This is a genomic window from Streptomyces sp. NPDC032721 (assembly GCF_055579625.1).
The window spans coordinates 166314-190703 of record NZ_JBVIMX010000011.1 but is presented as its reverse complement, the minus strand read 5'-3'; the positions used below and the strand labels follow the sequence as shown (position 1 = coordinate 190703).

The 24390-nt window shown below is 71.4% G+C and carries 25 protein-coding genes and 1 pseudogene; 14 read left to right on the top strand and 12 right to left on the bottom strand.

The window, feature by feature from the left end; all coding sequences use genetic code 11:
* Positions 1-41 precede the first annotated feature (41 nt).
* Positions 42-1244 (top strand): glycosyltransferase, encoded by a 1203-nt coding sequence (locus ACZ5PB_RS23930; RefSeq protein WP_468693759.1) that lies wholly within the window; start codon positions 42-44, stop codon positions 1242-1244.
* A 206-nt stretch (positions 1245-1450) separates the two neighbouring features.
* On the opposite strand, the gene ACZ5PB_RS23925 is transcribed toward ACZ5PB_RS23930, so the two are convergent.
* Positions 1451-3481 carry a thioredoxin domain-containing protein gene (locus tag ACZ5PB_RS23925; protein ID WP_468693758.1) on the bottom strand — a complete coding sequence of 677 codons (2031 nt, stop codon included), beginning with the start codon at positions 3479-3481 and terminating at the stop codon, positions 1451-1453.
* 235 nt (positions 3482-3716) lie between these two features.
* On the opposite strand from ACZ5PB_RS23925, the gene ACZ5PB_RS23920 reads away from it, so the two are divergent.
* Positions 3717-6986 carry a tetratricopeptide repeat protein gene (locus tag ACZ5PB_RS23920; protein WP_468693757.1) on the top strand — a complete coding sequence of 1090 codons (3270 nt, stop codon included), beginning with the start codon at positions 3717-3719 and terminating at the stop codon, positions 6984-6986.
* 27 nt (positions 6987-7013) lie between these two features.
* Here ACZ5PB_RS23920 and ACZ5PB_RS23915 read toward each other — a convergent pair whose 3' ends face one another.
* The 3 genes and pseudogenes from ACZ5PB_RS23915 to ACZ5PB_RS23905 form a co-directional block, all read right to left on the bottom strand.
* A complete protein-coding gene (locus ACZ5PB_RS23915) occupies positions 7014-7361 on the bottom strand; it encodes a hypothetical protein (RefSeq protein ID WP_468693756.1) in 348 nt (115 codons plus the stop codon).
* Complete coding sequence (mca, locus tag ACZ5PB_RS23910; RefSeq protein ID WP_468693755.1) at positions 7362-8243, bottom strand: mycothiol conjugate amidase Mca; 882 nt, start codon at positions 8241-8243, stop codon at positions 7362-7364. It lies immediately after the preceding gene.
* Positions 8244-8367: 124 nt separating this feature from the next.
* Positions 8368-9454, bottom strand: a pseudogene (locus ACZ5PB_RS23905) (RNA-guided endonuclease InsQ/TnpB family protein).
* 17 nt (positions 9455-9471) lie between these two features.
* On the opposite strand from ACZ5PB_RS23905, the gene ACZ5PB_RS23900 reads away from it, so the two are divergent.
* The 3 genes from ACZ5PB_RS23900 (at position 9472) to greA (ending at position 10966) form a co-directional block, all read left to right on the top strand.
* Positions 9472-9687 carry an Arc family DNA-binding protein gene (locus ACZ5PB_RS23900; protein ID WP_468693754.1) on the top strand — a complete coding sequence of 72 codons (216 nt, stop codon included), beginning with the start codon at positions 9472-9474 and terminating at the stop codon, positions 9685-9687.
* Between the two features lie 106 nt (positions 9688-9793).
* Positions 9794-10225: a DUF4307 domain-containing protein gene (locus ACZ5PB_RS23895; protein WP_468693753.1), complete on the top strand. Its 432-nt coding sequence runs from the start codon at positions 9794-9796 to the stop codon at positions 10223-10225.
* A gap of 243 nt (positions 10226-10468) precedes the next feature.
* A complete protein-coding gene (gene greA, locus ACZ5PB_RS23890) occupies positions 10469-10966 on the top strand; it encodes a transcription elongation factor GreA (RefSeq protein ID WP_389243680.1) in 498 nt (165 codons plus the stop codon).
* Between the two features lie 97 nt (positions 10967-11063).
* Here greA and ACZ5PB_RS23885 read toward each other — a convergent pair whose 3' ends face one another.
* The 3 genes from ACZ5PB_RS23885 to ilvA form a co-directional block, all read right to left on the bottom strand.
* Positions 11064-11930, bottom strand: coding sequence for an ABC transporter permease (locus tag ACZ5PB_RS23885; protein ID WP_468693752.1), 867 nt, complete (start codon positions 11928-11930; stop codon positions 11064-11066).
* Positions 11927-12931 carry an ATP-binding cassette domain-containing protein gene (locus ACZ5PB_RS23880; protein ID WP_468693751.1) on the bottom strand — a complete coding sequence of 335 codons (1005 nt, stop codon included), beginning with the start codon at positions 12929-12931 and terminating at the stop codon, positions 11927-11929. Before ACZ5PB_RS23880 ends, ACZ5PB_RS23885 begins: the two co-directional genes overlap by 4 nt.
* A gap of 211 nt (positions 12932-13142) precedes the next feature.
* Positions 13143-14375: a threonine ammonia-lyase gene (gene ilvA / locus ACZ5PB_RS23875; RefSeq protein ID WP_468693750.1), complete on the bottom strand. Its 1233-nt coding sequence runs from the start codon at positions 14373-14375 to the stop codon at positions 13143-13145.
* Positions 14376-14579: 204 nt separating this feature from the next.
* On the opposite strand from ilvA, the gene ACZ5PB_RS23870 reads away from it, so the two are divergent.
* The 3 genes from ACZ5PB_RS23870 to ACZ5PB_RS23860 all read left to right on the top strand — a co-directional run bounded on the left by ACZ5PB_RS23870 (position 14580) and on the right by ACZ5PB_RS23860 (position 15964).
* Positions 14580-15083 carry a MarR family winged helix-turn-helix transcriptional regulator gene (locus ACZ5PB_RS23870; RefSeq protein ID WP_468693749.1) on the top strand — a complete coding sequence of 168 codons (504 nt, stop codon included), beginning with the start codon at positions 14580-14582 and terminating at the stop codon, positions 15081-15083.
* 99 nt (positions 15084-15182) lie between these two features.
* The gene (locus ACZ5PB_RS23865) at positions 15183-15710 is read left to right on the top strand and encodes a sigma factor-like helix-turn-helix DNA-binding protein (protein WP_468693748.1); all 528 of its coding nucleotides are present in this window, start codon (positions 15183-15185) and stop codon (positions 15708-15710) included.
* Positions 15707-15964, top strand: coding sequence for a hypothetical protein (locus ACZ5PB_RS23860; protein WP_468693747.1), 258 nt, complete (start codon positions 15707-15709; stop codon positions 15962-15964). The genes ACZ5PB_RS23865 and ACZ5PB_RS23860 overlap by 4 nt, the downstream gene beginning before the upstream one ends.
* 56 nt (positions 15965-16020) lie before the next feature.
* On the opposite strand, the gene ACZ5PB_RS23855 is transcribed toward ACZ5PB_RS23860, so the two are convergent.
* Positions 16021-17178 carry a cystathionine gamma-synthase gene (locus ACZ5PB_RS23855; RefSeq protein ID WP_468693746.1) on the bottom strand — a complete coding sequence of 386 codons (1158 nt, stop codon included), beginning with the start codon at positions 17176-17178 and terminating at the stop codon, positions 16021-16023.
* Positions 17179-17237: 59 nt separating this feature from the next.
* Between ACZ5PB_RS23855 and ACZ5PB_RS23850 the strand changes: the two genes are divergently transcribed.
* Together ACZ5PB_RS23850 and msrA are read left to right on the top strand one after the other, a co-directional pair.
* Positions 17238-18341 carry a tetratricopeptide repeat protein gene (locus ACZ5PB_RS23850; protein ID WP_468693745.1) on the top strand — a complete coding sequence of 368 codons (1104 nt, stop codon included), beginning with the start codon at positions 17238-17240 and terminating at the stop codon, positions 18339-18341.
* A gap of 106 nt (positions 18342-18447) precedes the next feature.
* Positions 18448-19158: a peptide-methionine (S)-S-oxide reductase MsrA gene (msrA, locus tag ACZ5PB_RS23845; RefSeq protein ID WP_468693744.1), complete on the top strand. Its 711-nt coding sequence runs from the start codon at positions 18448-18450 to the stop codon at positions 19156-19158.
* Positions 19159-19168: 10 nt separating this feature from the next.
* Here the strand turns inward: msrA and ACZ5PB_RS23840 are convergent, their stop codons facing one another.
* Together ACZ5PB_RS23840 and ACZ5PB_RS23835 are read right to left on the bottom strand one after the other, a co-directional pair.
* On the bottom strand, positions 19169-19483 hold the full coding sequence (locus tag ACZ5PB_RS23840) for a hypothetical protein (RefSeq protein WP_468693743.1): 315 nt from the start codon (positions 19481-19483) through the stop codon (positions 19169-19171).
* 81 nt (positions 19484-19564) lie between these two features.
* Positions 19565-20116 (bottom strand): DUF1062 domain-containing protein, encoded by a 552-nt coding sequence (locus tag ACZ5PB_RS23835; protein ID WP_468693742.1) that lies wholly within the window; start codon positions 20114-20116, stop codon positions 19565-19567.
* A 245-nt stretch (positions 20117-20361) separates the two neighbouring features.
* Between ACZ5PB_RS23835 and ACZ5PB_RS23830 the strand changes: the two genes are divergently transcribed.
* The 4 genes from ACZ5PB_RS23830 (at position 20362) to ACZ5PB_RS23815 (ending at position 22021) form a co-directional block, all read left to right on the top strand.
* Positions 20362-20805, top strand: coding sequence for a DUF6086 family protein (locus tag ACZ5PB_RS23830; protein WP_468693741.1), 444 nt, complete (start codon positions 20362-20364; stop codon positions 20803-20805).
* A 79-nt stretch (positions 20806-20884) separates the two neighbouring features.
* On the top strand, positions 20885-21283 hold the full coding sequence (locus ACZ5PB_RS23825; RefSeq protein ID WP_468693740.1) for a RidA family protein: 399 nt from the start codon (positions 20885-20887) through the stop codon (positions 21281-21283).
* Positions 21280-21678 (top strand): RidA family protein, encoded by a 399-nt coding sequence (locus ACZ5PB_RS23820; RefSeq protein WP_468693739.1) that lies wholly within the window; start codon positions 21280-21282, stop codon positions 21676-21678. Before ACZ5PB_RS23825 ends, ACZ5PB_RS23820 begins: the two co-directional genes overlap by 4 nt.
* The gene (locus ACZ5PB_RS23815) at positions 21662-22021 is read left to right on the top strand and encodes a hypothetical protein (RefSeq protein WP_468693738.1); all 360 of its coding nucleotides are present in this window, start codon (positions 21662-21664) and stop codon (positions 22019-22021) included. Before ACZ5PB_RS23820 ends, ACZ5PB_RS23815 begins: the two co-directional genes overlap by 17 nt.
* Before the next feature lie 20 nt (positions 22022-22041).
* Here ACZ5PB_RS23815 and ACZ5PB_RS23810 read toward each other — a convergent pair whose 3' ends face one another.
* The gene (locus ACZ5PB_RS23810; RefSeq protein ID WP_468693888.1) at positions 22042-22851 is read right to left on the bottom strand and encodes a GNAT family N-acetyltransferase; all 810 of its coding nucleotides are present in this window, start codon (positions 22849-22851) and stop codon (positions 22042-22044) included.
* 217 nt (positions 22852-23068) lie between these two features.
* Positions 23069-24379 (bottom strand): alpha/beta hydrolase family protein, encoded by a 1311-nt coding sequence (locus tag ACZ5PB_RS23805; RefSeq protein ID WP_468693737.1) that lies wholly within the window; start codon positions 24377-24379, stop codon positions 23069-23071.
* Positions 24380-24390: the final 11 nt, after the last annotated feature.

The following is a 24390-nucleotide window of genomic DNA, read 5'->3' as shown; positions in this document are numbered from 1 at the left end:
CTCCCGGGGAGCGGGACGGGGGCGGGGGCGGGGGCGGGGGCTTGTGTCCCGTCGACGTCTCCGTCGTCGTACCGACCTTCAACGAGGCGGGAAACGTCGAGGAGTTGCTCCGTCGGCTGACCTCGGCGCTGGCGTACTCGCCGCTCACCGCAGAGGTGATCTTCGCGGACGACTCCACGGACGACACCTGCGAGGTGATCGAACGGGCCGCCGTGGCCTGCCTGTTGACAGTCGTACTGCACCACCGTGCGGCTCCGGTCGCCGGTCTCGGCGGCGCGGTGGTCGAGGGCATCGCCCTGGCCCGCGCCCCGTGGATCGTGGTCATCGACGCGGACCTCCAGCATCCGCCGGAACTGGTACCGGAGTTGATCCGCCGTGGCGAGGAGACGGCGGCGGAACTGGTGGTGGCGAGCCGGTACGCGGCGGGCGGCAGCAGGGCCGGGCTCGCGGGCGGGTACCGGACGGCGGTGTCAGGCGCCTCCACGCTCCTCACCAAGGCGCTCTTCCCGCGTGCGCTGCGGGGGCTGAGCGATCCGATGAGCGGGTTCTTCGCGATCCGGCGGCGCGCGGTGGAGCGGGCGGGGGGTGGTGGTGACGGTGGCTCTTCGGCCCTCCAGCCGCTCGGCTACAAGATCCTGCTGGAGCTGGCGGTACGGTGCCGGCCGCACGGCATCGCCGAAGTCCCGTACGAATTCGGCGAACGCCATGCCGGTGAGTCCAAGTCGACGCTCCGCGAGGGGTTCCGCTTCCTGCGCCACCTGGTGACGCTGCGGACGTCGGACGCGCGGGCCAGGCTCGCCGTCTTCGGGCTGATCGGCCTCTCCGGCTTCCTGCCGAACCTGGCTCTGCTCTGGTTGCTGACCTCGCCCGGGGACATGCACTACGCCCCCGCCGAAATCATCGCCAACCAGGCGGGCCTGCTCTGGAACTTCGTCCTGGTCGACGCGCTCCTCTACCGCACGCAGCGCGGTGACCGGCCGTGGCCCGCCCGCCTCCTGACCTTCGCGGCGGTCGGCAACCTGGACCTGCTGGCGCGGATCCCGCTGACCGCGCTCCTGGTGACGTGGGCGTCCTTGTCGCCGGTCGCGGCGACGGCGCTGAGCATGGCGATCGTGTTCGCGGGGCGGTTTCTGGTGGTGGACGGGTGGCTGTACGGGAGGGGGGTGGGGCGGGGGTTGCCTCCCGCGCGGTTCGAGCGGGTCGCGCCTGCGGCGGGCGAGTGCCCCTCCCCGCCCCTTCCCTGAACCGCTGGCCGCGGGGCCGGGGGTTCCTTACGCGCGGGCCGGTGGGTGGTTGCTCGCGCCCGCGCGGCGGAGCCGCAAATCGACACAGCCCCGCGCCCCTGAGTACTCAGGGGCGCGGGGAACTGCGCGGCCAGCCACATCGAACCCGCACCTTGACCACCGGCCGTGGCCGGGCCCGCCACCTGCCCCCCCACCCACAACACCCCTCAGCTCCGCGTCGCCCCCACCTGCTCCCCCAGCACCCCCGCATCCGAAGTCGGCGCCGCGCACACGAAGTGCCGGCACACGTACGCCCCCTCCGGGCGGTCCTTCAGCAGCGGGAATTCCGTTCCGGGCGCGGGGCCGAACGCCACCACCGCTCCCGGCGCCGTGCCCAGCAGCGCCGTTCGGTGCAGGGTGCGGGCCGCCGGGTCCGACGCCGCGCCCACCACCGCGACCTCCCGCGGCCCGTCCAGTGCCGCCTCCGCGACCGCCAGACCCCACCCAATGAAGCGCGGGGCCCTCGGGCCGAGCGCCTTCACCACGCCCAGCGCCCCTTCCGCCGCCTGGCGGTGCGCTTCGGAGCCCGTGTGGGCGGCGTACGAGAGCAGCGCGCCCGCTGCCGCCGTCCAGCCCGACGGCGTGGCGTTGTCCGTCGGGTCCTGCGGGCGCCGGATCAGCTTCTCGGCGTCGTGTGCCGTGTCGTACAGGACGCCTCCCTCCCCGACGAACCGCATCAGTACGTGGTCGAGCAGGAATCCCGCGAACTCCAGCCACGCCCCCTCCCCCGTGACCGACGCCAGTGCCAGGAAGCCCTCCGCCACATCGGCGTAGTCCTCCAGCACGCCCGCGTTCGTGCCCACGCGCCCGTCCTTGGAGGTGCGGAACAGCCGGGCGTGGTCGTCCAGGTGGAGCCGGACCAGCAGGTCCGCCGCCTCCGTGGCGCGTTCCACCAGGTCCGGGCGGTCGAAGTACGCGCCCACCTCCGCGAGCGCCGCGATCGCGAGGCCGTTCCAGGCGGCGACCACCTTGTCGTCGCGGCCGGGGGCGGGGCGCTCCGACCGTGCGGCGAGCAGCCGTTCGCGGATCGAGGCGATGCGGTCGGCGTCGGCCAAGGTGGCGTCGGTCTGCGGGAGTTGGAGGACCGAGGAGCCTTCCTCGAAGGTGCCGTCCGCCGTCACGCCGAAGTACTCCGCCGCCAGCCGCGCGTCGTCCTCGCCCAGTACCTCCCGCAGCTGCTCCGGGGTCCAGACGTAGTACGCGCCCTCGACGTGGCGCCCCGTACCGTCGTCGCTGTCGGCGTCGAGGGCGGACGCGAACCCGCCCTCGCCCGTGCGCAGTTCACGTACCAGGAAGTCGGCCGTCTCCAGCGCCACCCGCCGCGCCAGGTCCGAGCCCGTGGCCCGCCACAGGTGCGCGTAGACCCGGCACAGCAGCGCGTTGTCGTAGAGCATCTTCTCGAAGTGCGGGACCACCCACTCGCGGTCCACCGAGTAGCGGGCGAAGCCGCCGCCGAGCTGGTCGTAGATGCCGCCGCGGGCCATCGCCTCGCACGAGTCGGACGCCATCTGCAGGGCGCCCTCGGAGCCGGTGCGCGCCGCGTGCCGCAGCAGGAACTCCAGGGCCATGGACGGCGGGAACTTGGGCGCGCCGCCGAATCCGCCGCGCACCGCGTCGTACTCCCGGGTCAGCCCGAGCAGCGCCGCCGCGAGCTCCTCCTCCCCCGGCAGCGCGGAACCCTCCGGGGCCCCGAACGCCAGCGACCGCTCCCCCAGGTCCTTGACGATCTTCCCGGCAACCTCGGCGACCTCCGCCCGCCGCCCGGTCCAGGCGGCCCGCACACCCTCCAGGACCTGCGGGAACGACGGCATCCCGTGCTTGGGCTCGGGCGGGAAGTACGTACCGAAGTAGAAGGGTTCGGCGTCCGGGGTGAGGAAGACGGTCATCGGCCAGCCGCCCTGGCCGGTGGCCGCCTGGACGGCCTCCATGTAGACGGCGTCGACGTCCGGGCGCTCCTCGCGGTCGACCTTGACGGAGACGAAGTTCTCGTTCATGAGGGCGGCGGTCGCCTCGTCCTCGAAGGACTCGTGCGCCATCACGTGGCACCAGTGACAGGCGCTGTATCCCACGCTCAGCAGCACGGGGACGTCCCGCCGCCGTGCCTCCTCGAAGGCCTCCGGCGACCAGGGCCACCAGTCGACCGGATTGTCCGCGTGCTGAAGCAAATAAGGCGAGGTCACACCAGCCAGCCGGTTCATGGGAACCAGCCTCTCACAGGGTCCCGGGCAGGTCCCCGAACGCGTCGCCGGGATCCCGCACGGGGCGCCCCGCGCACCTCGCCGCCACGCGCCCCCGACCGCACCGGACTGCCGCCCACGGATTCCTGTCCCTGCCCAGTCCCTGTCCCGCCGCCTTCACCCGCTCACTCGCGCGGACGCCTGTCTGGCAGGACACTTGACACAGCCGGGCAGGCGCTTCTGAGGGGGACGCATCATGCGGGAAAGCCATCGGGTGGAAGCTGAGCGGTTGTTGGTACGGGCGGTCGAGGAAGAGGTGCGGCGGTCCGGGGGGCGGACCGACGGGCGGGCGCTGCTGGTGCGGGCCCGGGGAATGCTGGACGAGCTGGCCGCCCCGGCGGCCGAGGAGTACGCGGCCTACGTACGGGCGCTGGACGCGGCGGGCGCCGGGCAGAAGCCCCTGTCGGAACGTTTCAGCAGGGCAAGTGTCGGAACTCCCGTACTGGTGACGGCAGTTGCGGCCGTCGCCGCCGCCGTGGCCGATCTGGCGCTGGGGACCGCGACCGGGACCGCGCTGGCCGCCGGTGCCGTGGTGGCCGTCGCGGGCGCCGGGGCGACCGTCGCCAAGGTGACCGCCTCGCACTGGCCGGCCGCGCACCGGCGGGCCGGGGCGTTCGGACAGCCGGGCGGGCCCGAGCAGTTGAAGCTCCAGTGGCTGACCGCGCTGGAGGTGCGGGGCGTACGGCCGTACCTGGACCAGCAGCGCATGATGGCGGCGGCCGCCCGGGTGCCGGGGGCGTCGAAGAAGCCGGTGCCGGGGCAGCTGGGGGTGCCGAAGGGGACCAACCGGAGTGCCGCCGCGCGGCGCAGGTCCGTACTGGAGCAGTCGTTCGGGCACCTGCCGGAGTCGGAAGGGACCTTCGCCGGGCGGCGGACGGAGATGGCACAGATCGCGCGGTGGGTGCACGCCGCACGGGCGAGCACCCAGACGCGGCCGACGGTGGTGGTGCTGTACGGGGAGCCCGGATCGGGGCGTTCCACGCTCGCCGTGCGGGCCGCGCACGGGCTGCGGGACCAGTTCCGGGGTGCCTGCGTGGTCGATCTGCGCAGCGGGGCGCCGGGGCGCACCGAGACGCCCCGGCCGACCAGGGACGCGCTCCTGCACCTCCTCAACCGGCTCGGGGCGCCGCGCGACCAGCTCCTCTTCCGCGACCAGCGGTCCGAACGGGCCAGCCAGGAACAGCAGTTGAAGCGGCTCACCGATCTCTACCACCAGCACCTGACCGGGCTTCCGGTCACCGTCGTACTGGAGGACGCGAGCGATCCCGAGCAGGTGCGGACGTTGATCCCCGAGCGGTCCGACAGCCTGGTGCTGGTCACCGCGCGCGCCCCGCTCGCCCTCCCCGACGACACCCCGGCCTGGGTGCACCAGCTGGCCGTGGAGCCGCTCGACGAGGCGGGCGCGGAGGAGCTGATGCGGGTGGAGGCCGTCGAGCCGGACGGGCGGTACGGGCCGTACGACGGCGAGGCCGCCGACCGGGTGCGGGAGCTGTGCGGCGGGCTGCCCCTCGCGCTGCGGATCGCGGCCTCCTCGCTCGGGCAGGAGCGCAGTGCGCGCACCCTGGCGAACGACCTCGCCGCGTACGGGCCGCGCGACGCGCTCGGTCCGGTCGAGCGGGCGCTGTTCCTGCGCTACGCCGACCAGTCCGACCAGAGCCGGCGGCTGCTGCGGCGGCTGTCCCTCGCGGGGCGCGCCAGTCTCGGCGCCGCAGCGGCGGCGGCCCTCCTGGCCACCGACGAGCAGGAGGCGCGGCGGCTGCTCGCGGAGCTGGCGGCGGCGGGCCTCATCGACCACGTGCGGGGCAGCCGCTACCGGCTGCACGACCTGGTGCGCTCCTTCGCGTACTCCCGGCTCGTCGACGAGGAGGAACCGGCCGAGCGGACGGCCGCGCAGGAACGTCTCATCCAGAACTACGGGGAGCTCGCCGACTCGGTGATCCGCCTCGTCGACGGCAAGAACTCCACCCGCGCCGACCACTTCGGCCCCTACGGCTTCACCTCGCTGGACGCGGCGCTGCGCTGGCTGGACGACGAGTCCTCGTTCATCACGGCGGCGCTGCGGCACGCGGAGGGCGTCGACCAGGGCCTCGTGCTCAATCTGCTCGGCGCGCTGTGCGACTACTGCCTGCTGCGCGGCGACCTGTACCGGCTCGGCGAGATCAGCGAGCTGACCCAGGCCGTCGACCAGGGGCTGCTCGTACGTTCCGTGCAGTGGCGGACCGGCATCGCCGCGCGGCAGCTCGGCGAGCTGGACAAGGCCCGTACGACCCTCAGCTCCGTCGTCGACCTCTACTTCGAGGCACAGCACGAGGCGGGCGCGGCCAGGGCGCTGGGCTCGCTCGGCATCACCCTGCACCACCAGGGCAACCTCCCCGAGGCGGCGGCGAAGCTGCGCGAGGCACTCGACCTCCAGTCGGCGCCCTCGCTCGCGGGCGACCGCGCGTGGAACCTGCACGCGCTGGCCGCCGTGGAGCGCGACCGGGCGTCCCTGGCGGTGGCGCTGGAGCTGCTGACCGAGGCACTGTCCCTGCACCTGGACAGCGAGTCGCTGCACGGGCAGGCGTGGGCACACTTCCAGCTCGGCCAGGTGTACCTGCGGATGGGTGAGGTGCAGCGCGCCGAGGTCGAGCTGAGGGCGGGCCTCGACCTGTACGGACGTACCCGCGACGACCGGGGCGAGGCCTGGGCCCTCACCCAGCTCGCCCGCGCCCGGCTGGTCGCGGGCGACCCGGAGCCCGCGGCGGACGGCCTGCGCCAGGCCCTGTCCCGGCACCGGGACAACGAGGACGCGCGCGGCGAGGCGTGGACCCTGTACTACCTGGGGCAGGCGCTGGAGGAGCGCGGCGACCACGACCAGGCGGTACGGGAGCTGGAACGCGCGCGGACGATGTTCTCGCGGATGCGCGACGTGTACGGGCTGGCCTGCGCGCGGCACCACTCGGGACGCGTCACCCGCGACCAGCGCGCCGTACAGACCGGAAACCTGCGCAACTCCGGCTTCGCCCGGCAGCTGCTGACCGACGCCCGCCAGGACTTCCGCCGCATCGGCGTCGCGCACGGCGAGGCCTGGACGGTCCTGGAGCTCGCCGTCATCGACGCGGGCAACAGCCGGCCCGGGCAGGCGCTCGCGCTGTGCGACGAGACCGTGGAGCTGTTCGCCTCGTACGAGGACAGGCGCGGCGGCGACTGGGCCCGCTTCCTGCGCTGCACCCTGCTGCCGTACGCCGACCCGGCGGGCCCGGACACGGGCAGCGAGCGCGCGCTGGCCGAGCTCGCGGCACTGCTCGCGGACCCGCACCCGACGCGCGACGAGCGCCTGAGCGACTGCGCCCAGGCGTACCGGGCGGTGCTGGCGCGGGGGCCCGACCCGGCGGCGGGGTGGCAGGCGTGGCGGCTGGGGATGGTGCCCAACCGGCATTCGCGGGAGGTGATGGGCGTGCCGGTGGGGGCGGTGAAGCAGCCGTAGCCACATTCACCGCCCCCCGGCAGCGGGCTATTCGCCCTTGGCCGGGCCCTTGGCCGAGCCCTTGGACTTCTTGCCCGAGGGTTCGGCCGCCGAAGCCTTGGCGGCCGGGGGCCCCGCGGCCGACGGCTTGGCCGACCCGGCCACCACCTTCTCCGCCTTGCCCTCCTGCGCGGGGATCACCGCGTCCGGGTCCGGCGCCTCCTCGAAGGCGACCTTGCCCATGTGCCTGTTCATCGACTTCATCAGCGCCCACACACCCACCGCCAGCGCCGCGAACACGAGGAACCCGAGAATTCCCGGGGTCACCTTGTTCTTGTCGAAGGTGTCGTCGGCGGCAAGCTGGACGAACTGAGTCATTGCCAGGGAAACGTTCACCTATGCATTGTCGCGGATGCCCGCGAAGAGGTCGCTCTCGGGGAGGGAAGTCGGCACCAGAGCCTTCGCGAGCTCGTACTCCTCGGTCGGCCAGATCTCCTTCTGGATCTCCATGGGGATGCGGAACCAGCCGCCGTCCGGGTCGATCTGCGTGGCGTGCGCGATGAGCGCCTTGTCGCGGATCTCGAAGAAGTCGGCGCACGGCACGAAGGTGGTCAGCGTCCGCTCCTCGCGCTCGAACTCCTTCCAGCGCTCCAGCCACTCCCCGTACGGCGACTCCATGCCGCGCGAGAGCAGTGCCTCGTGCAGGGCGACGGTGCGCGGCTTGTTGAAGCCCTGGTTGTAGTAGAGCTTCAGCGGCTGCCAGACCGGCCCGAACTCCTCCTCGGAGAAGGCCGCCGGGTCACCGGCCCCTTCGAAGGCCACCATCGTGATCTTGTGGGTCATGATGTGGTCGGGGTGCGGGTAGCCGCCGTTCTCGTCGTACGTCGTGACGACCTGCGGGCGGAACGCGCGGATGGACCTCACCAGGCGGCCGGCCGCCTCGTTGACGTCCTCCAGCGCGAAGCAGCCCTCGGGCAGCGGCGGCAGCGGGTCGCCCTCGGGCAGCCCGGAGTCGACGAAGCCGAGCCACTCCTGCTTCACCCCGAGGATCTCGCGGGCCTCGGCCATTTCCTTCTGCCGTACCTCGTGGATGTGCTCCTCGATGTACTTGTCGCCCTGGAGCTTCGGATTGAGGATGGAGCCGCGTTCCCCGCCCGTGCAGGTCACGACATGGACGTCCACCCCCTCGGACACGTACTTCGCCATGGTGGCGGCACCCTTGCTCGACTCGTCGTCGGGGTGGGCGTGCACGGCCATCAAGCGCAGCTGCTCAGACAAGATCTTGATCCTCGGTGATCCGGGCGCCCTCGGTGAATCGGCGCGAATGTGCGGCTCCTATATTGTCTGCTCCCGCAGCTGCCAGGGATAAATTTCCCCCTCGGCTGAGACGGGAATATCTGGCTCACGCCGCCTGCCGGGACTGCGTCCCACCAGGTCTTCCGCGATCGGTACCAGCCGGGTTCAGACCTGCCCGGACGAGCATCACACGTGCGGAATTCTTGTCCCGGGGCGAGACGGCTCCGCATGCGGTGCAGGTGTAGGTACGTTCACCCAGCGGCAGTGCGTGCTTGGCTCTCGCTCCGCACTGTGCGCAGTCCATCGTGGTGTACGCGGGGTTTACCAGGTGCACGGTACGTCCGTGCTTGTGGCCCATCTCCACCAGAGCCGCCTTGGTGACGCCGATGGCGGCGTCTGCGGCCTTGCGGGCCATGGTGGTCTTGGCGAGGAACTTCGGTCTGAAGTCCTCCACCGCCAGCGCGTCGTGGTCCCGGACGACGGACTTCGCCCATTTCCGGGCCGTGTCCTGCCTCTGCCGCGCAACCTTCTTGCAGAGCTTTGCCGCCTGCCTCGTGGCCCTGCGGTACCCCTTCGAACCGGGCTTGCCTTTCGGCGGCCTCCTGCGGGCCATCTCCCTCTGCCGGAGCGTGAGCTTCGCCGCAGCGTTCCTACCGTGCTCGGCATGGGGAAGGTCATAGGCATCACTGCTGGTGGTGGCGGTCTCCCTCACTCCCCAGTCGATGCCGATCACACGTCCGGTGGCGGGGAGCGACTGGACTCGGACGGGCACCACGAACGAGGCGTACCAGTGACCGAGGGTGTCCTGGAAGACACGCACGGACGACGGTTCCGCGGGGAGACCCCTCGACCACACGACAGTCAGGGAGATACCACCCGCGAGGTGCAGACGCCCGTTCCTCAGTCGGAAACCGCGCCGGGTGTAGCTCAGCGTCGGCAGCGCCTTGCGCTTCTCCTTGTTTCTGGGCAGACCCGCACGACGCCCGCCCGGGACACGGTCCTTCATGTCCTTCAGTGCCTTCGCGCGTGCTTTTCCGAAGTCCCTGATCACCTGCTGCTGCGGAACACTCGTTCCAGATCCACCGGCACCGGTCCCACTCGCCCCGCATCGCCGTGAGCGCGGTGGACGACACTCGGAGCCTGTAGGTGTACCGGGCCTGCCCGGCCCCGCTCACCGCCCTTGGTGTCGCCATGGTGTCAGAATAGCACCATGACCAATGAAGTCCGGCTGACTCTCCGCCTCCCCCGAGGCCTTCACGACCGACTGAACGCGCACGCCAAGAGCGAGCACCGTTCCCTCAACTCCGAACTGGTTCACATGCTGGAGATGGCCCTCCGAACGACAGGGGTGGACACCGAACCACCGCGCGACAACCGCAACGCCTCAACCTCACCGCACGGGAATCCCGACCGCACTGCCCACTGAGGGCCGCATGCCGTTCAACCCCCGCACCACCGTCGCGGCGGCGGTCTGGTTAGCTTCGGAAGGAGGCGTTCGCTCCTGAGCGCCCTCACAGCCGGAGGATCACCACATGAACGCGGTACGTGACGAGGCGACGGGTACCGGCGGGGTGCCCGAGGGGCGCTACGGCCGTACCGCCGACCAGCAGGCCGACCGCAAGCTGAAGATCCTGGGCGGGGTGCTGGGAGTGCTGCTGCTCCTGCTCGTCGGCTGGATCGGGTACGGCTACATCACCAAGCAGCAGATCAGCGCCGAGCTGATCAAGTTCGACCTGAAGTCCTCGGACACCGAGGTCCGCGTCCATCTGGAGATCCGCAAGGGCTCCGACACGACCGGGACCTGCACGGTGCGTGCGATCGCCCGGAGCGGCGCGGAGGTCGGCCGCAAGGACGTCCGGATCGACCAGCGGGGCGAGTCGCGGATCGACGAGATCTACCCGATCCGTACGACGGAGAAGGCGACCAGCGCGGAGCTGGTGAGCTGCACGGCCGACCGCCGGTAGCCACACGGCCGCCACGCTGCGGCGCACGCCGGTGAATGCCGGTGAACGCCTCCTCCGGTAGCCCTGGCGCCCCCGGTTCGCCACCCCTTGATCCGCCGCTGACCTGCATTGATACAGCTCTGACAGTTTTACTCCTCCCCCTCGGGGCATCGAATTGTTAGGCTCGTGGTTTCGCCCGCCCGTGGAGGCACATCCTTCTGGGGTAGGGCGATGCTTTGTTATCCGTAACTTCGAGGAGCACCTGTGACCCAGACCAGCGACGACGTCACCTGGCTGACCCAGGAGTCGTACAACAAGCTCGTGGAAGAGCTGGAGTACCTGTCGGGTCCGGCGCGCGGTGAGATCACTGCGAAGATCGCTGCTGCCCGCGAGGAGGGCGACCTCCGTGAGAACGGCGGGTACCACGCGGCCAAGGAGGAGCAGGGCAAGCAGGAGCTCCGCATCCGCCAGCTGAAGCAGCTCCTGGAGCGCGCCAAGGTCGGCGAGGCCCCTACCACCAGCGGTGAAGCGGCTCCGGGCATGGTCGTGAAGATCGCCTTCGACGGCGACGAGGACGACACGATGACATTCCTGCTCGCCTCCCGCGAGTACCCGAGCGCGGACATCGAGACCTACTCGCCGCAGTCCCCGCTGGGTACCGGCGTGATCGGCAAGAAGGTCGGCGAGGACGCCGAGTACGAGCTGCCGAACGGCAAGAAGGCCATGGTCCGCATCCTGGCGGCGACGCCCTACCAGGGCTGAGTCTCCGTCGTACGTAGTCGTACGCAGTCGTACCCAGTCGTACGTACGAGAGCCCCCGGCATCCACTGTGTGCCGGGGGCTCTCGCGTACCTACGGTTCAGACGGTCGCCGAGCGGTACTTGCGGACGGCGAGCGTCCGGAAGACCACGATGATCAGGACCGACCAGATCAGCGAAGCCCAGATCGCGTGCTCCATCGGCCAGGCACCGGTGACCGAGACGGGCCTGCCCTCGATGGTGTTGCCGAAGAGCTCGCGGGCCGCCTGCACCGTCGCGCTGAAGGGGTTCCACTCCGCGACGTGCTGGAGGAACGTCGGCATGCCGTTGACCGGCACGAACGCGTTCGAGATGAACGTCAGCGGGAAGAGCCAGATCAGTCCGCCCGAGGTCGCCGCCTCCGGGGTGCGTACGGACAGGCCGATCAGCGCGCCGATCCAGGAGAACGCGTACCCCAGGAGCAGCAGCAGGAGGAAGCCCGCCAGCACCTTGGGGATCGCCTCGTGGGTGCGCCAGCCGATCAGCAGCGCGACCAGGGCCAGTACGACCAGGGTGAGCGCGGTCTGCACGAGGTCGGCGAGGGTGCGGCCGGTGAGGACCGCGCCGCGCGCCATGGGCAGGGACCGGAAGCGGTCGATGAGGCCCTTGTGCATGTCGTCGGCGATGCCGGCTCCCGCGCCGGCGGTCGCGAAGGTGACGGTCTGCGCGAAGATGCCCGCCATCAGGAATTCGCGGTACTGCTGCTGGTACTGGGCCGGGTCGGCACCGGGGATGACGATCGAGCCGCCGAAGACGTAGGTGAAGAGCACCACGAACATGATCGGCTGGATCAGCCCGAAGATGACCATCTCGGGGATGCGCATCATCCTGATCAGATTGCGCTTGGCGACCACCAGTGAGTCGGTGACCGACTGCGTGAAGGCGCTCTTGGGTGCCGGGGCCGGGATGCGGTCAGCAACGATGCTCACTTCTTCGCCACCTCTCGCAGCGACGGGTCCTCGGACGCACCGTCGGACTCGGAATCCTCGACCTCCGCCGCGTGGCCGGTGAGGGAGATGAACACGTCGTCGAGGGTGGGGCGGCGCAGGCCGATGTCGTCGATCTCCACGCCCCTGGCGTCGAGTTCGCGGATGACCTCGGCGAGCAGTTTGGCGCCGCCGGTGACCGGGACGGTCAGTTTGCGGGTGTGCTGTTCGACCTTGGTGTCGCCCTTGCCGAAACCGCGCAGGACCTCGTCGGCGAGTGCGATGTGTTCGCGTTCGTGGACGACGACCTCGATGCGCTCGCCGCCGGTGCGGGCCTTGAGCTGGTCGGAGGTGCCTCGTTCGATGACCTTGCCGTGGTCGATGACGCAGATGTCGTGGGCGAGGTGGTCGGCCTCCTCCAGGTACTGGGTGGTGAGCAGGAGGGTGGTGCCGCCCGCGACCAAGTCCTGGATGACTTCCCAGAGTTGCTGCCGGTTGCGGGGGTCGAGGCCGGTGGTGGGCTCGTCCATGAACATCACGGGCGGCGAGACGACCAGGGCCGCCGCGAGGTCGAGGCGGCGCCGCATGCCACCGGAGTACGTCTTGGCGGGGCGGTCGGCGGCGTCGGCGAGGTTGAAGCGCTCCAGGAGTTCGGCCGCGCGGACCTTGGCCGCCTTGGCAGGCATCTGGTAGAGCCTGCCGACCATCTGGAGGTTCTCGCGGCCGGTGAGGTACTCGTCGACGGCGGCGAACTGGCCGGAGAGGCCGATGGAGCGGCGGACCTCGTTGGGATGTTTCAGTACGTCGATCCCCGCGACGACGGCCTGGCCGCTGTCGGGCTGGAGCAGAGTGGTGAGCACTCGGACGGTGGTCGTCTTGCCCGCCCCGTTCGGCCCGAGCAGGCCGAGGACGGTGCCCTCCGGGACATCGAGATCGACGCCGTCCAGAGCCTTTACGTTGCCGAAGGTCTTGACCAGACCCTCGGCGTAGATGGCGCCTGGCATAAGGGTTCCCCCAGTTTGTGGGTGGGTTCCTACGCGAATTTTAGGTTTGCCGGGCGATCGGCGCCCGGCGAAGCTCATGCGCGAGACACACCATAACGCGATACATCGCGTCTGGAGAAGGGGTTGCCGGGCATTGTCCGGGGATTGCCGGGCTTTGCCGGGGAGTGGCGGCGGAGGTCGCGCAAGGCACCTCAGGGTGCCCTCTCCGGCCCTACGGCACCACCAGATATCCCGCGTCCCGGAGCGCCTCGCGGACCTCCGTGCAGTGCTTGGGCCCCTTCGTCTCCAGCTGCAACTCGACCTCCACTTCGGTGAGTCCAAGGCGCGGGTCGGTCCGTGCGTGGCTCACGTCGACGACGTTAGCGTCCGCCACTGACAACACTCCGAGAAGATTCGCGAGCGATCCCGGACGGTCCGTCAAGCGCAACCTGAGCGACAGATAACGACCGGCGGCCGCCATTCCGTGCCGCAAAGTGCGCTGCATCAGAAGCGGGTCGACATTCCCGCCCGACAGGACCGCCACCACCGGGCCCTCGAAGGACTCCGGCCGGGCGAGCAGTGCCGCCACCGGGCTGGCCCCGGCCGGTTCCACCACCAGCTTGGCCCGCTCCAGGCAGAGCAGCAGCGCGGACGACAGCTCGTCCTCGCTCACCGTCCTTACCTCGTCCAGGAGTTCGGCCACGATGCCGAACGGCACGTCGCCGGGGCGGCCCACCTTGATGCCGTCCGCCATGGTGTGGAGCGAGTCGAGGGAGGTGGGCCGGCCCGCGGCCAGCGAGGGCGGGTAGGCCGCCGCCCCCTCCGCCTGTACGCCGATGATCCGCACGTCGGGCCGCAGCGCCTTCACCGCGACCGCGATGCCCGCCGCGAGCCCGCCGCCGCCGACCCCGACGACGATCGTCCGGACCTCGGGGCACTGCTCCAGGATCTCCAGGCCGACCGTGCCCTGTCCGGCGATGATGTCGGCGTGGTCGAAGGGGTGGATGAAGACCGCCCCGGTCTCGCGCGCGTAGCTCTGCGCGGCGGCCAGCGTCTCGTCGACGACCTGCCCGTGCAGCCTCACCTCCGCGCCGTACTCCCGGGTGGCCGCGACCTTCGGCAGCGGTGCGCCGACCGGCATGAACACCGTGGAGCGCACCCCGAGCAGCGAGGAGGCCAGGGCGACGCCCTGCGCGTGGTTGCCCGCGCTCGCGGCGACCACTCCGGCGGCCCGCTGCTCCGGGGAGAGCCCCGCGATCCGGATGTACGCGCCGCGCAGCTTGAAGGAGCCGGTGCGCTGGAGGTTCTCGCACTTGAGGTGGACCGGCGAGCCGACCAGGCCGGTGAGGAAGCGGCTGCCCTCCATGGGCGTACACCTGGCGACCCCGGAGAGCATCTTCTGGGCGCCGCGCACGTCGTCCAGGATCAGGGCGGGAGCGGGGATGCCGGGAGTGCGGTAGTTCATGGCGGCCAGTCTGGCAGGTTCGCCGCAACCGCGAAGCCGCACGTCGGCCGTGCCCCACCGGCCCGGCGGGAGCGTTCGGCGGCCCGGCGCAAGGGCCTTTCGTCACGAAGTTATCCACAGGTTTGCGCAGCGCCGGTACGGGTCACGCGCCATCCGCGTACCCTTGGCGCACCAACCGACCACCGCACGAAGAGAGCCCGAGCCATGCCCCCCACCCAGGACATGACGACCGACCCCGCCGCCGGTCTCCTCGACGCCCTCCAGCACCAGGTGGCCGTCTTCGCCCGGCGTGCGGAACAGACCCGCCTCGGCGGCGTCGGCCAGGTCCGCAACTCGATGGACCGCGCGGCCTACCTGCTGCTCAACCGGCTCGACCAGGAAGGCCCGATGGGTGTCAAGGCGCTCGCCGCGGGCATGGGCATCGACTCGTCGACGGTGACCCGGCAGGTCGCACCGTTGGTCGACAGCGGCCTCGTGAAGCGCACCTCGCACCCGGAGGACGGGCGCGCGGTGGTGCTCCAGCTGTCGCCGCGCGGCCAGGCCAGGCTCGACGAAGTGCGCTCCTCGCGGCGCGAGTTGATGGCGCAGGTGACGGACGGCTGGAGCGAGGACGAGCGCGCGGCGTTCACCACGCTGCTGACCCGCTTCAACTCGGCGCTCTCCGCCCGCCAGTCGGCGAGCACGGCCGAGGCCCCGCCCGCTTCCTGACCCCCTCGCGCAGGCTCCCGGCGCCAACCCCTTGACCTGACCTGACCACTGTCCTCATATGAGGAGCAGCAGGGCGGAGAAGGAGCCGGGGAGTCAAGGGTGAGCGAGCGCGAGGCGGCCCGACAGAGGCGCCACGCAAGGGAGTTCGAGGCTTTCGTCGCGGGCGCGACGGGCCGGCTGCTGCATGCCGCGACCCTGCTGACGGCCGAGCCTGCGGACGCCAACCCGCGCGCCCAGGAGCTCCTCGCCGCCGCCCTGGCCACCACGTACTCCCGCTGGGAGGGCCTGCGCGGCGAGGACCCGTACGACCGCACCCGCCAGGAACTCGCCGCCCGCTTCGCCCGCAGCGCCTGGCACCACCGGAGCTGGCACCACCGGGCCCTGCGCCACCGGGACCGTCCCGGCGGACTGCTGCGGTCGCTCACCCCGCAGGAGCGGCTGATCGTGGTGCTGCGGCTGTACGAGGGCGTCCCCGAGGAGCAGACCGCCGCCCAGCTGGGCCTGCCCGCACAGCGGGTGCGGGCCCTCTGCGCACGGGCGGTGGCCCAGGTGTACGCGGAGCACGAGAGCGGGCGCGTACGAAAGGAGAGACCGGCCCCGGAGCCCCGCCCGGTGGGCGCCCGGTGACCGCCGCCCGCAAGCAGAAGGAGGACGAGGTCCGGCTGCTCCTGGAGCGGGCCCCGCACCCGCCCGTACCGGCGGATCTGCTGGCACGGGCGTCGGAGCGCGGTGTACGGCGCAGGCGCAGGCGCCGGGCGGTGCGCCGGGTGCTGTGGTGCCTGGCGGTGGTGGTGCTGGTGGCGTTCCTGGTGTGGGCGTCGATCGCGGAACCGTGGCTGGCCCCACCGGCGGACAGCACGCCGCCGGTGGGCGGGCTCTAGCGGGCTCCGGCAGGCTCCGGCAGGCTCCAACGTGCTCCAGGAAGCCCCCGACTCCCCTATCCGAGCGCCTGCTTGAGGTCCGCGATCAGGTCGTCGCCGGACTCGATGCCGACGGAGAGCCGTACCAGGTCGGCGGGCACCTCCAGCGCGGAACCGGCCACCGAGGCGTGCGTCATCCGGCCGGGATGCTCGATCAGCGACTCGACGCCGCCCAGCGACTCGCCGAGGGTGAACAGCCGCGCCCGGTTGCACACCTCCACGGCGGCCTCCTCGCCGCCCTCGACGCGGAAGGACACCATCCCGCCGAAGGACTTCATCTGCTTGGCGGCGACCTCGTGGCCCGCGTGCTCGGGCAGCCCCGGGTAGAGGACCTGGGTGACCTTGGGGTGGACGGTCAGCATGTCGACGATCCGGGTCGCGTTCTCGCTGTGCCGGTCCATGCGGACGGCGAGGGTCTTGATGCCGCGCAGCACCAGCCAGGAGTCGAAGGGCCCGGCGACCGCGCCCATGGCGTTCTGGTGGAAGGCCAGTTCCTCGGCGATGCCGGCGTCGTTGGTGACGAGCGCGCCGCCGACCACGTCCGAGTGCCCGCCCATGTACTTGGTCATCGAGTGCACGACGACGTCGGCGCCGAGGGCCAGCGGCTGCTGGAGGTAGGGGCTGGCGAAGGTGTTGTCGACGACGAGGCGGGCCCCGGCGCCGCGCGCGATCCCGGCGACGGCGGCGATGTCGGTGATGCCGAGCAGCGGGTTGGAGGGCGTCTCCACCCAGATGACCTTGGTACGGGGCGTCAGCGCGGCCCGTACCGCCGCCGGGTCGGAGGTGTCGGCCACCGACCATTCGACGCCCCACCTCGACACCACCTTCGCGAACAGCCGGAAGGTGCCGCCGTACGCGTCGTTGGGGATGACCACGTGGTCGCCGGGCGAGAGCAGCGTACGCAGCAGGCAGTCCTCGGCGGCCAGCCCGGAGGCGAAGGCGAGGCCGCGGGTGCCGCCCTCCAGAGCGGCGAGGTTCTCCTCCAGGGCGGTACGGGTGGGGTTGGCGCTGCGGCTGTACTCGTAACCGCCGCGCAGTCCGCCCACGCCGTCCTGCTTGTACGTGGACACCTGGTAGATCGGCGGGACGACGGCGCCGGTCAGCGGGTCGGCGGTGTTGCCGGCGTGGATGGCGAGGGTCTCGAAGGCGCGCTCTGCGCCGCTGTCGTGGCTCATGGGAGCGAGGGTAGTTCGCCGTCCGGCGTGCCACGTCCGTTGTCCGGGACAATGGCCGTATGGAGATTCTCTGGTTCCTGATCGCGGCGATCCTGCTGGGCGCCGCCCTCGGTCCGATTCTGATGCGCAGGCGGGGCGGCATCCGGCTGGCCGCACCGGGGTCGCCCGACGCGGCGGACCCCACGGACTACGGCTTCGCCCTCCAGGAGGAACTGGACGTCCGGCTGCCGGGCCCGGACCAGGACCTCCTTGACGTACTGGAGGTCGTACAGCGCACCCAGGACTGGCGGGCGGCCTCCCAGCTGCTGGCCGGAACGCCCAAGGAGGGCGAGGTCCGCTGGCAGCGCGTGCAGTCCTTCGCGGGCGCGGCCTCGCTGGAACTGGCCCAGCGGCCGGGCGAGGGCGGCCGGTGGCTGCGGGACTGGCGGTCGGAGTCCCCGAAGGACGCGGGGGGCGCGGAAGTTCACGCGGAATTCTTGGTCCAGCAGGCCTGGCGGTCCTCGTCGTCGGGCAAGGACGACTTCCGCATCATCCTGGAGGAGGCCCGCGGCCTCTGCGAGCAGGCCAGGCTGCTGGCCCCCGGCGACCCGGTCCCGTACATCATCGAGCTCTCCATCGCGCGCGGACTGGGCTACCCGCGGCCGGAGTTCGACCAGCTGTGGGCGAAGGTGCTCGACCGCGCACCGACGCACCTGGGCGCGCACCTGGTCGCCCTGCACTACCTCTCCGAGAAGTGGCACGGCTCGCGCGCCGAGGCGGACACCTTCGCGACCCACGCGGCCTCGCGCGCCCCGCAGGGCTCGCTGCTCGCCGCCCTGCCCCTCTTCTCGGTCTACGACCACCTCCCCGAGGTGATCCTGGTCAACGACTTCTACCGGAGCGCGGTGGTGAGCCGGGCGATGGAGGGCGCGCTCTACGCCGTGCACGCGGCCCGCCCGGACGACCCGATGCTGGCGCACGTCCGCCACATGCTGGTGCTCTTCCTGGTCCGCTCGGAGCGCTGGCAGGAGGCGGTCAAGCAGATCGCGGCGGTGGACGGCTACGTGGGCGCCCTCCCCTGGACCCACAACCCGGACCCGGCGGCGGACTACACGCTGCACCGGAACCTAGCGGTGGCGGGGTACGAGGCGAACGGGGGCAGCCCGGCGACGCTGCGGGGCTGACCCGGTACGAGGGGCCGGGGCGGGGCGGGGAAACCCCGCCGCGGGAATCCCCGCCGTCCCCGCCGCGTTGTACTGGCCGAACACGCCTGTTGTCCCTGGAGGAACCATGCTCTTCGGCCGTACGCCGCAGCTCCCGACCCCCGAGCAGGCCCTGAAGGGCCGCGCGACCCCGGAATTCGACGTCCCGTCCCGGCACACGGTCCTCGGCAACCCGCTGTCCGGCCCGTACCCCTCCCACCTGGAGGTCGCGGACTTCGGCCTGGGCTGTTTCTGGGGCGCGGAGCGGAAGTTCTGGCAGGCCAAGGGCGTGTGGACGACCCTGGCCGGCTACCAGGGCGGCAGCACGGTGAACCCCGCCTACGAAGAGGTCTGCTCGGGCCTCACCGGCCACACGGAGGTGGTCCGGGTGGTCTTCGACCCCGCCGTCACCTCGTACGCCACCCTGCTCAAGCTCTTCTGGGAGTCCCACAACCCCACCCAGGGCTTCCGCCAGGGCAACGACGTGGGCACCCAGTACCGCTCCGCGATCTACACCCACTCCCCGGAACAGGCCGCCATCGCGGAGGCCTCCCGCAAGGCGTACCAGGAGGTCCTGACCAGCTCCGGCTTCAAGACCATCACCACCGAAATCCTCCCGGCCGCCGCCAACCCCTTCTACCCGGCGGAGCCGTACCACCAGCAGTACCTGGACAAGAACCCGGACGGCTACTGCGGCATCGGCGGCACGGGCGTCACGCTGAAGGCCCCGTTCGAAACCAACTGGGGCGTCTCCTGCCCGACGGGCCTGGCCCCGGCCCCGACCCCGGCGGACAACTGACGGAAGCGGATCAGGAAGACGCCTCCCCCGGCGCCGCTTCCTCGCCTTCTTCGCCTTCTTCGCCCCCCTCGCCCTCCGGTCCGTACATCCCGGCCAGCAGGCGTTGACCCGCCGCCTTCAGGCGGTCGTCGTAGTCCGGTGCGAAGGTCTCGGTGAGTGTGGTTTCCAGCGTTCCGGAGAGTGTGTAGATCGGGGACCAGACCGCGCGGTCCGACGCCAACAGGGCGTTCAGTGCGTCGGATTGGTAGATCGCCCGGTAGAGCCAGTCCGAGAGCACCAGGGCCTGGTCGCGGGTGAAGGTGATGGATATGGGTTCGTCTGACACGCGAGCACGGTACCCAAACGTCTCATGGGGCCCGCCCGGCGGATGTTGCCGGGTGGGCCCCTGTGCGTGTGGGGCGCGGGGTCAGGGCTTGAGCGTGAAGGTGAAGTCGCCGGAGACCTTGCCCGTCAGGCGGATCGCCGCGACGGCTCTGCCTTCGTCGATCAGTCTCTCCACCTCGCCCCGCGACATCCCGAACACCTCGGCGATCAGCCGCACCGGACGCACAGGGATCCGCGCCCCGAAGACCACCGAGACGTCGACGGCCTCGTCCGACCCTTCCCCGTGCTGAGGCGGTACGTCGGCGTCGAGGCGCCAGGCGCCGGCCCAGTCGAGGGCGATGCGGTTGAGGCGGAGTACACGGGGGTCCTGGAGCAACTCGGCTGCGAGAGCGGGGTCGTTGGCGTGCAGGCGATCCAGAACCTCGGGGCGGATGGAGCGTACGTGCGCCCGGTCGAAGACCGTGAACTTGGCGGTCTCCCCGCACGAGGTGCAGTTCGCGAGGAGCCATACGTCGAGGAGCTTGTGGTTCGCGTTGACACGGAACTTGCCGATCGCCCGGAAGCGGTCGGCGGCGCACGTGTGGCAGCGGCGGACGATGAGAGGCAGGCAGGTGGGAACGACCACCCAGGTCATAGACACAGTGGCACACCGGTTTCAGTGAGAAATCCGCAGCGAAAAGTCGTACGGCGCACGAGGTGCGGCGTACTGGGAATCAGCGCTTGGGGTGTCTCACTTGGTGTACAAGGGCACTTCCCTGCCTGGACGACGGACTGCCGCAGCAAGGTAACGGCCCAGGGCCTCGTGGCTCAAAGGGTTTTCGAGCGATGCCTGAGACTCCTTACGTCACGCCCGCGGTGCGGCCGGTTCCAGGAGGTTCGGTGAGTCAGTACTTCGACATGGGGGACGAGACCCTGTGGAATCCGTCCGACGACGCCGCCCTGCTCTTCTGCCGCCAAGTGGAGGTGTTCGAGGGTGTGTTGGGGGTTCCGTCGGGCATCGGAGTCATGGAGAACGACGAGTGTCAGGTCGATCCCGTCGTCTTCGGCGCCTTCGTCCACGCCCTGCTGGCACGGCACCGCGCCACCGGCCACGCCATCATCCTCGCCCTCTCCGAGGGGTTCGTGGCGACCGTGCTCGTTCTCGCCGGGCGGGCGGGGGTCGTCGTGGACTGGGGGCGGCTCGCGGGCGGGACGACCAGTGGCGAGGTGTGGGACGTGCAGGTTTCGTCGGTCGGTGGCGTGTCCGTGCCGCCGGAGGGTGGGGCCTGGCAGGAGGAGTTGGTCGGGCGGGCGCGGGAGTTGGGGCGCTTCATGCCTCGGTGAGGGGGTTGTCCCTTCGGAGGGGGTGGGGGGCATCGCCTACCGTTTCGAGTACGCGTCGATACGAGGAGATGTCCCAGCCATGCCGCAGCACCACATACACCCCGAAGGGACCCCGCCCGTCAACGGCTACAGCCACGCCGTGGCCTTCGGCGGGCCCATGGTCGTCGTTTCCGGGCAGGTTCCGGTGGACGCCACCGGGCAGTTGGTCGGCAAGGGGGACGCCGAGGCGCAGATCCGGCAGGTGTACGCGAATCTGGCGGCCGCCCTCGAAGCGGCGGGCTCCGGGTTGCGCGACGTGGTCAAGCTGACCGTGTTCCTGACCGACCTCGGCGATCTGGCCGCCTTCCGCCGCGTACGGGACGAGCACCAGGATCCGGCCCGGCCGCCCGCCTGCTCCCTGGTGCAGGTGTCGGGTCTTGTCCACCCGGAGTTCCGGGTGGAGGTCGAGGCCTGGGCCGCGGTGGGTGAGGGGGCTTGAGCGGCGAGAGCGGGCGGCGGGTCCTCAGGTCCGGGTCGCCGCTGGAACCCCGGATCGGTTTCTCGCGGGCGGTCCGGCAGGGTGCGTACGTCGCCGTCGCCGGTACCGCGCCGATCGGCGACGACGGTACGACCGTGGGCGCGGGGGACGTGTACGCCCAAACGGTGCGGTGCCTCGACGTGGCGGAGGCCGCGTTGAAGGAGGCGGGGGCCTCGGTCGGGGACGTGGTGCGTACGCGCGTCATGCTCACCGACGTGACCCGCTGGGAGGAGGCCGCACGCGCGCACGGTGAGCGGTTCGCCGACGTACTGCCCGCCTGCACCTTCGTCGAGGTGTCGCGGTTCATCGAGGCCGAGTGGCTGGTCGAGGTGGAGGTCGATGCGGTCGTCGGGTGAGGAGGGCCTCGCGCCCCCGGCCGCTGCCGTCCTCGGTGTGCTGCTGGCCGGGGACGGGCCCGTGCTCGCCGCGCTGCGGGCCCAGGTTCCGTACGTACGGGTGACCGGGCGGTGTGCTTGTGGGTGCGTGAGCGTGGATCTGGCCGTCGACCGGGAGGCCGTGGCGGCGGCTCCCGGGCACGACAGTCCGGTGGCCTCCGCCTTCTGGCCGGAGTCCGATGACGCGGCCGGGGTGCTCGTCTTCACCCGGGACGGATATCTGTCCGGGCTGGAGATCCATTCCTGTGGTGAGGGGCCGGAGGCCGAGTGGCCCGATGTGCGGGGGCTCGTGCGGGAGGCGTGAGGTGTGACGGGCGGGCGTGGTCAGCCGAGTTCCAGTGTGGTGATCGCGTAGACGCCCGTACGGTCGAAGTCCGGGGGCGTCGGGGTCGTGTACATGCGGGACGTCTCGAAGCCCGGGGTCAGGCCCAGTTGTTCCGCGAGGTGGATCGCGGCGGGGTTGATGTCCGGTACGTCCAGGGAGATCGGGGTGGTCGGCGCCTTGTCGGCCAGGGCCGTCAGCAGGGCGGCGGCGATGTCCGGGGTGGCCGCGTGGAACGGGCCGATGCGGGAGGCGGCGGGGCAGGCGCGGATCGTGCCCATTCCGACCAGTCGGCCGTCCTGGATCGCTGCCAGGGAGTGCCGCTGGGGTGCGGCCAGCCAGGCCGCGAGGAAGGTCTCCCGGGGGGCCGGGAAGAAGTGCCGGTCGTACGCGGCGAGGTGGGAGAAGGGGAGCGTCGTGGCGTCGACGAGGGTGACGCCGGGCGGGGGCGTGGCGGTGCCGGCCGGGATGCCTTCGTAGCGGGTGTTCGTCCAGGCCGAAATGAAGCCGGATTTACGGTAGTTGGGCTGCTGAGCCACTACGCCGTCCAGGCCGACCGTACGGCCGGAGAGGCGGGCCGTGCCCGCGTTCCAGACCTGGATTCCGTAACCCTGGCCGCGTACGTCGGGGCGGGCCAGGTAGAGGCCGAGGAAGCCGAAGTCCGCTCCGTAGCGGATGACGGAGATGCAGGCAACCGGGGTCTCGTCGCCTTCGCGGCGCGCGACCAGGAAGCCCGTCGGGTCGGCGGCGAAGAAGGGCTGGGCGTCGGCCAGGCCCGGGTTCCAGCCCTCGGCCTGGGCCCAGGCGCGCATCAGGTGGAGGTCCTGGATGCTGGCCGGGGAGACCTGGACGGTGGCGTTCCGGGGGTCGGCGCGCCGGGATTCGGGATTCCGGATGTCGTCGTCCTGGCTGCCTCCGTCCTGGACGCCGTCATTCTGGGAGTGGCTCGGAGTCTGGCTCGCGGGGTGCACTTTGGCTCCCTGTCGTTGCTGAATGGGGTGCCTGATATCTGGCCCGTGCGCGGGCCGGTTATGCCGTCGGGAAGGCGCGCGCCACGTCCAGCATCGAGTGCTGGAAGACTCCGAAGTGGTTCACCCCGGGGCCGTGGTCGGTCACCTGCACCGCGGCTCCGCGCTGCTTCAACTGCCGTTCGCAGCTGCGCGTGTTGGCGATCGGGGCGTCGGTGTCGCCCGATGCGCTGTAGAGGGTGACCGGGACCGGCGGCGTCCAGGCACAGGTGGTGTCGATCTCCCGGATCGCGTCCCGGAACGCGCCCTTCGGGTTGCGGAGGTTCTCGAACCAGGTGGCCGTGAAGAGTTCCGCGAGCGTGCCAGGGAGCTGCGGAACGATCTCCTCCTCCTTGTGCGTGCCGTCGAAGAGCGCCTCGACCCTGGCCGCGTACGGCGCCCGGAACACCTCCGCCGGGTCCCGGTAGAAGGGCGGCGAGTGGAGGCGGTTCTGCGCGGTGATCACGTACGCGAGCAGGATGACCGCACTCCGGCCCGGCACCCTGCCCTCCACCGACGCCGGGAGCTGCTCGTTGAGGATGTCGTACGGGCCCGCCCCCGTGCGCAGTCCTGCCAGGCGGGCGTACGGGACCTGCCCTGCGGCCACCGCCCCGCCCACCGCCATCGCGACCTGGCCGCCCTGCGAGAAGCCCGTGACGTACGTACGGGGCGACAGGCGGGCGCCGGTGCCGGGGAGGGTGCGGACCGCCCGGAGGAGGTCGAGGGTGGCGGAGACGGCCGACGCGTTGTCCATGAACGGGTGCCGGCCGGGGCCCTCGCCCAGACCGAGGTAGTCGGGGGCGAGGACCGCACGGCCCCCGGCGGCGTACACCTGCGCGGTGGTGCCGTCCGGGCCCTGCGGGGCCACGGAGGGGGCCCGACCGCGGAAGGTCATCGAGCCGTGGGTGTGGACGACCGTGGGGAGCCGCGCCGCGCCGGCCCGGGGCCCGGCAGGTCCGGCGGGGAGGGCCACAAGGCCGGAAGCAGTGGTGCGGGTTCCGGTACCCGCAGCGCTCGTCCGGTAGACCACCCGCCACGTCGCCACGTCGTACCGCGTCACCGCCCGCAGCTCCGCCTCCGTCCCCCGGAAGCCGTGCTTGAGGGCCGTCTCGACGAGCTGGGCCCGGGTGCGGACCCCGAGCGGTACGACCGACACCACCCGCGGGCCGGACTCCGCGGTCGCCGACCGCACGGAGACGGAAGGCGTGTCCGCGCGCGGTGCCGCCCCCGCCGGACCGGCGGTGGCGCTCAGCGCGGCGAGTGTCACCGCCGCCCCGGCCGCCACCGCCCGGATCGCCCAACTCACTGGCACGCCACGCCTGTTGGGGTTCACTCGTTCCTTGC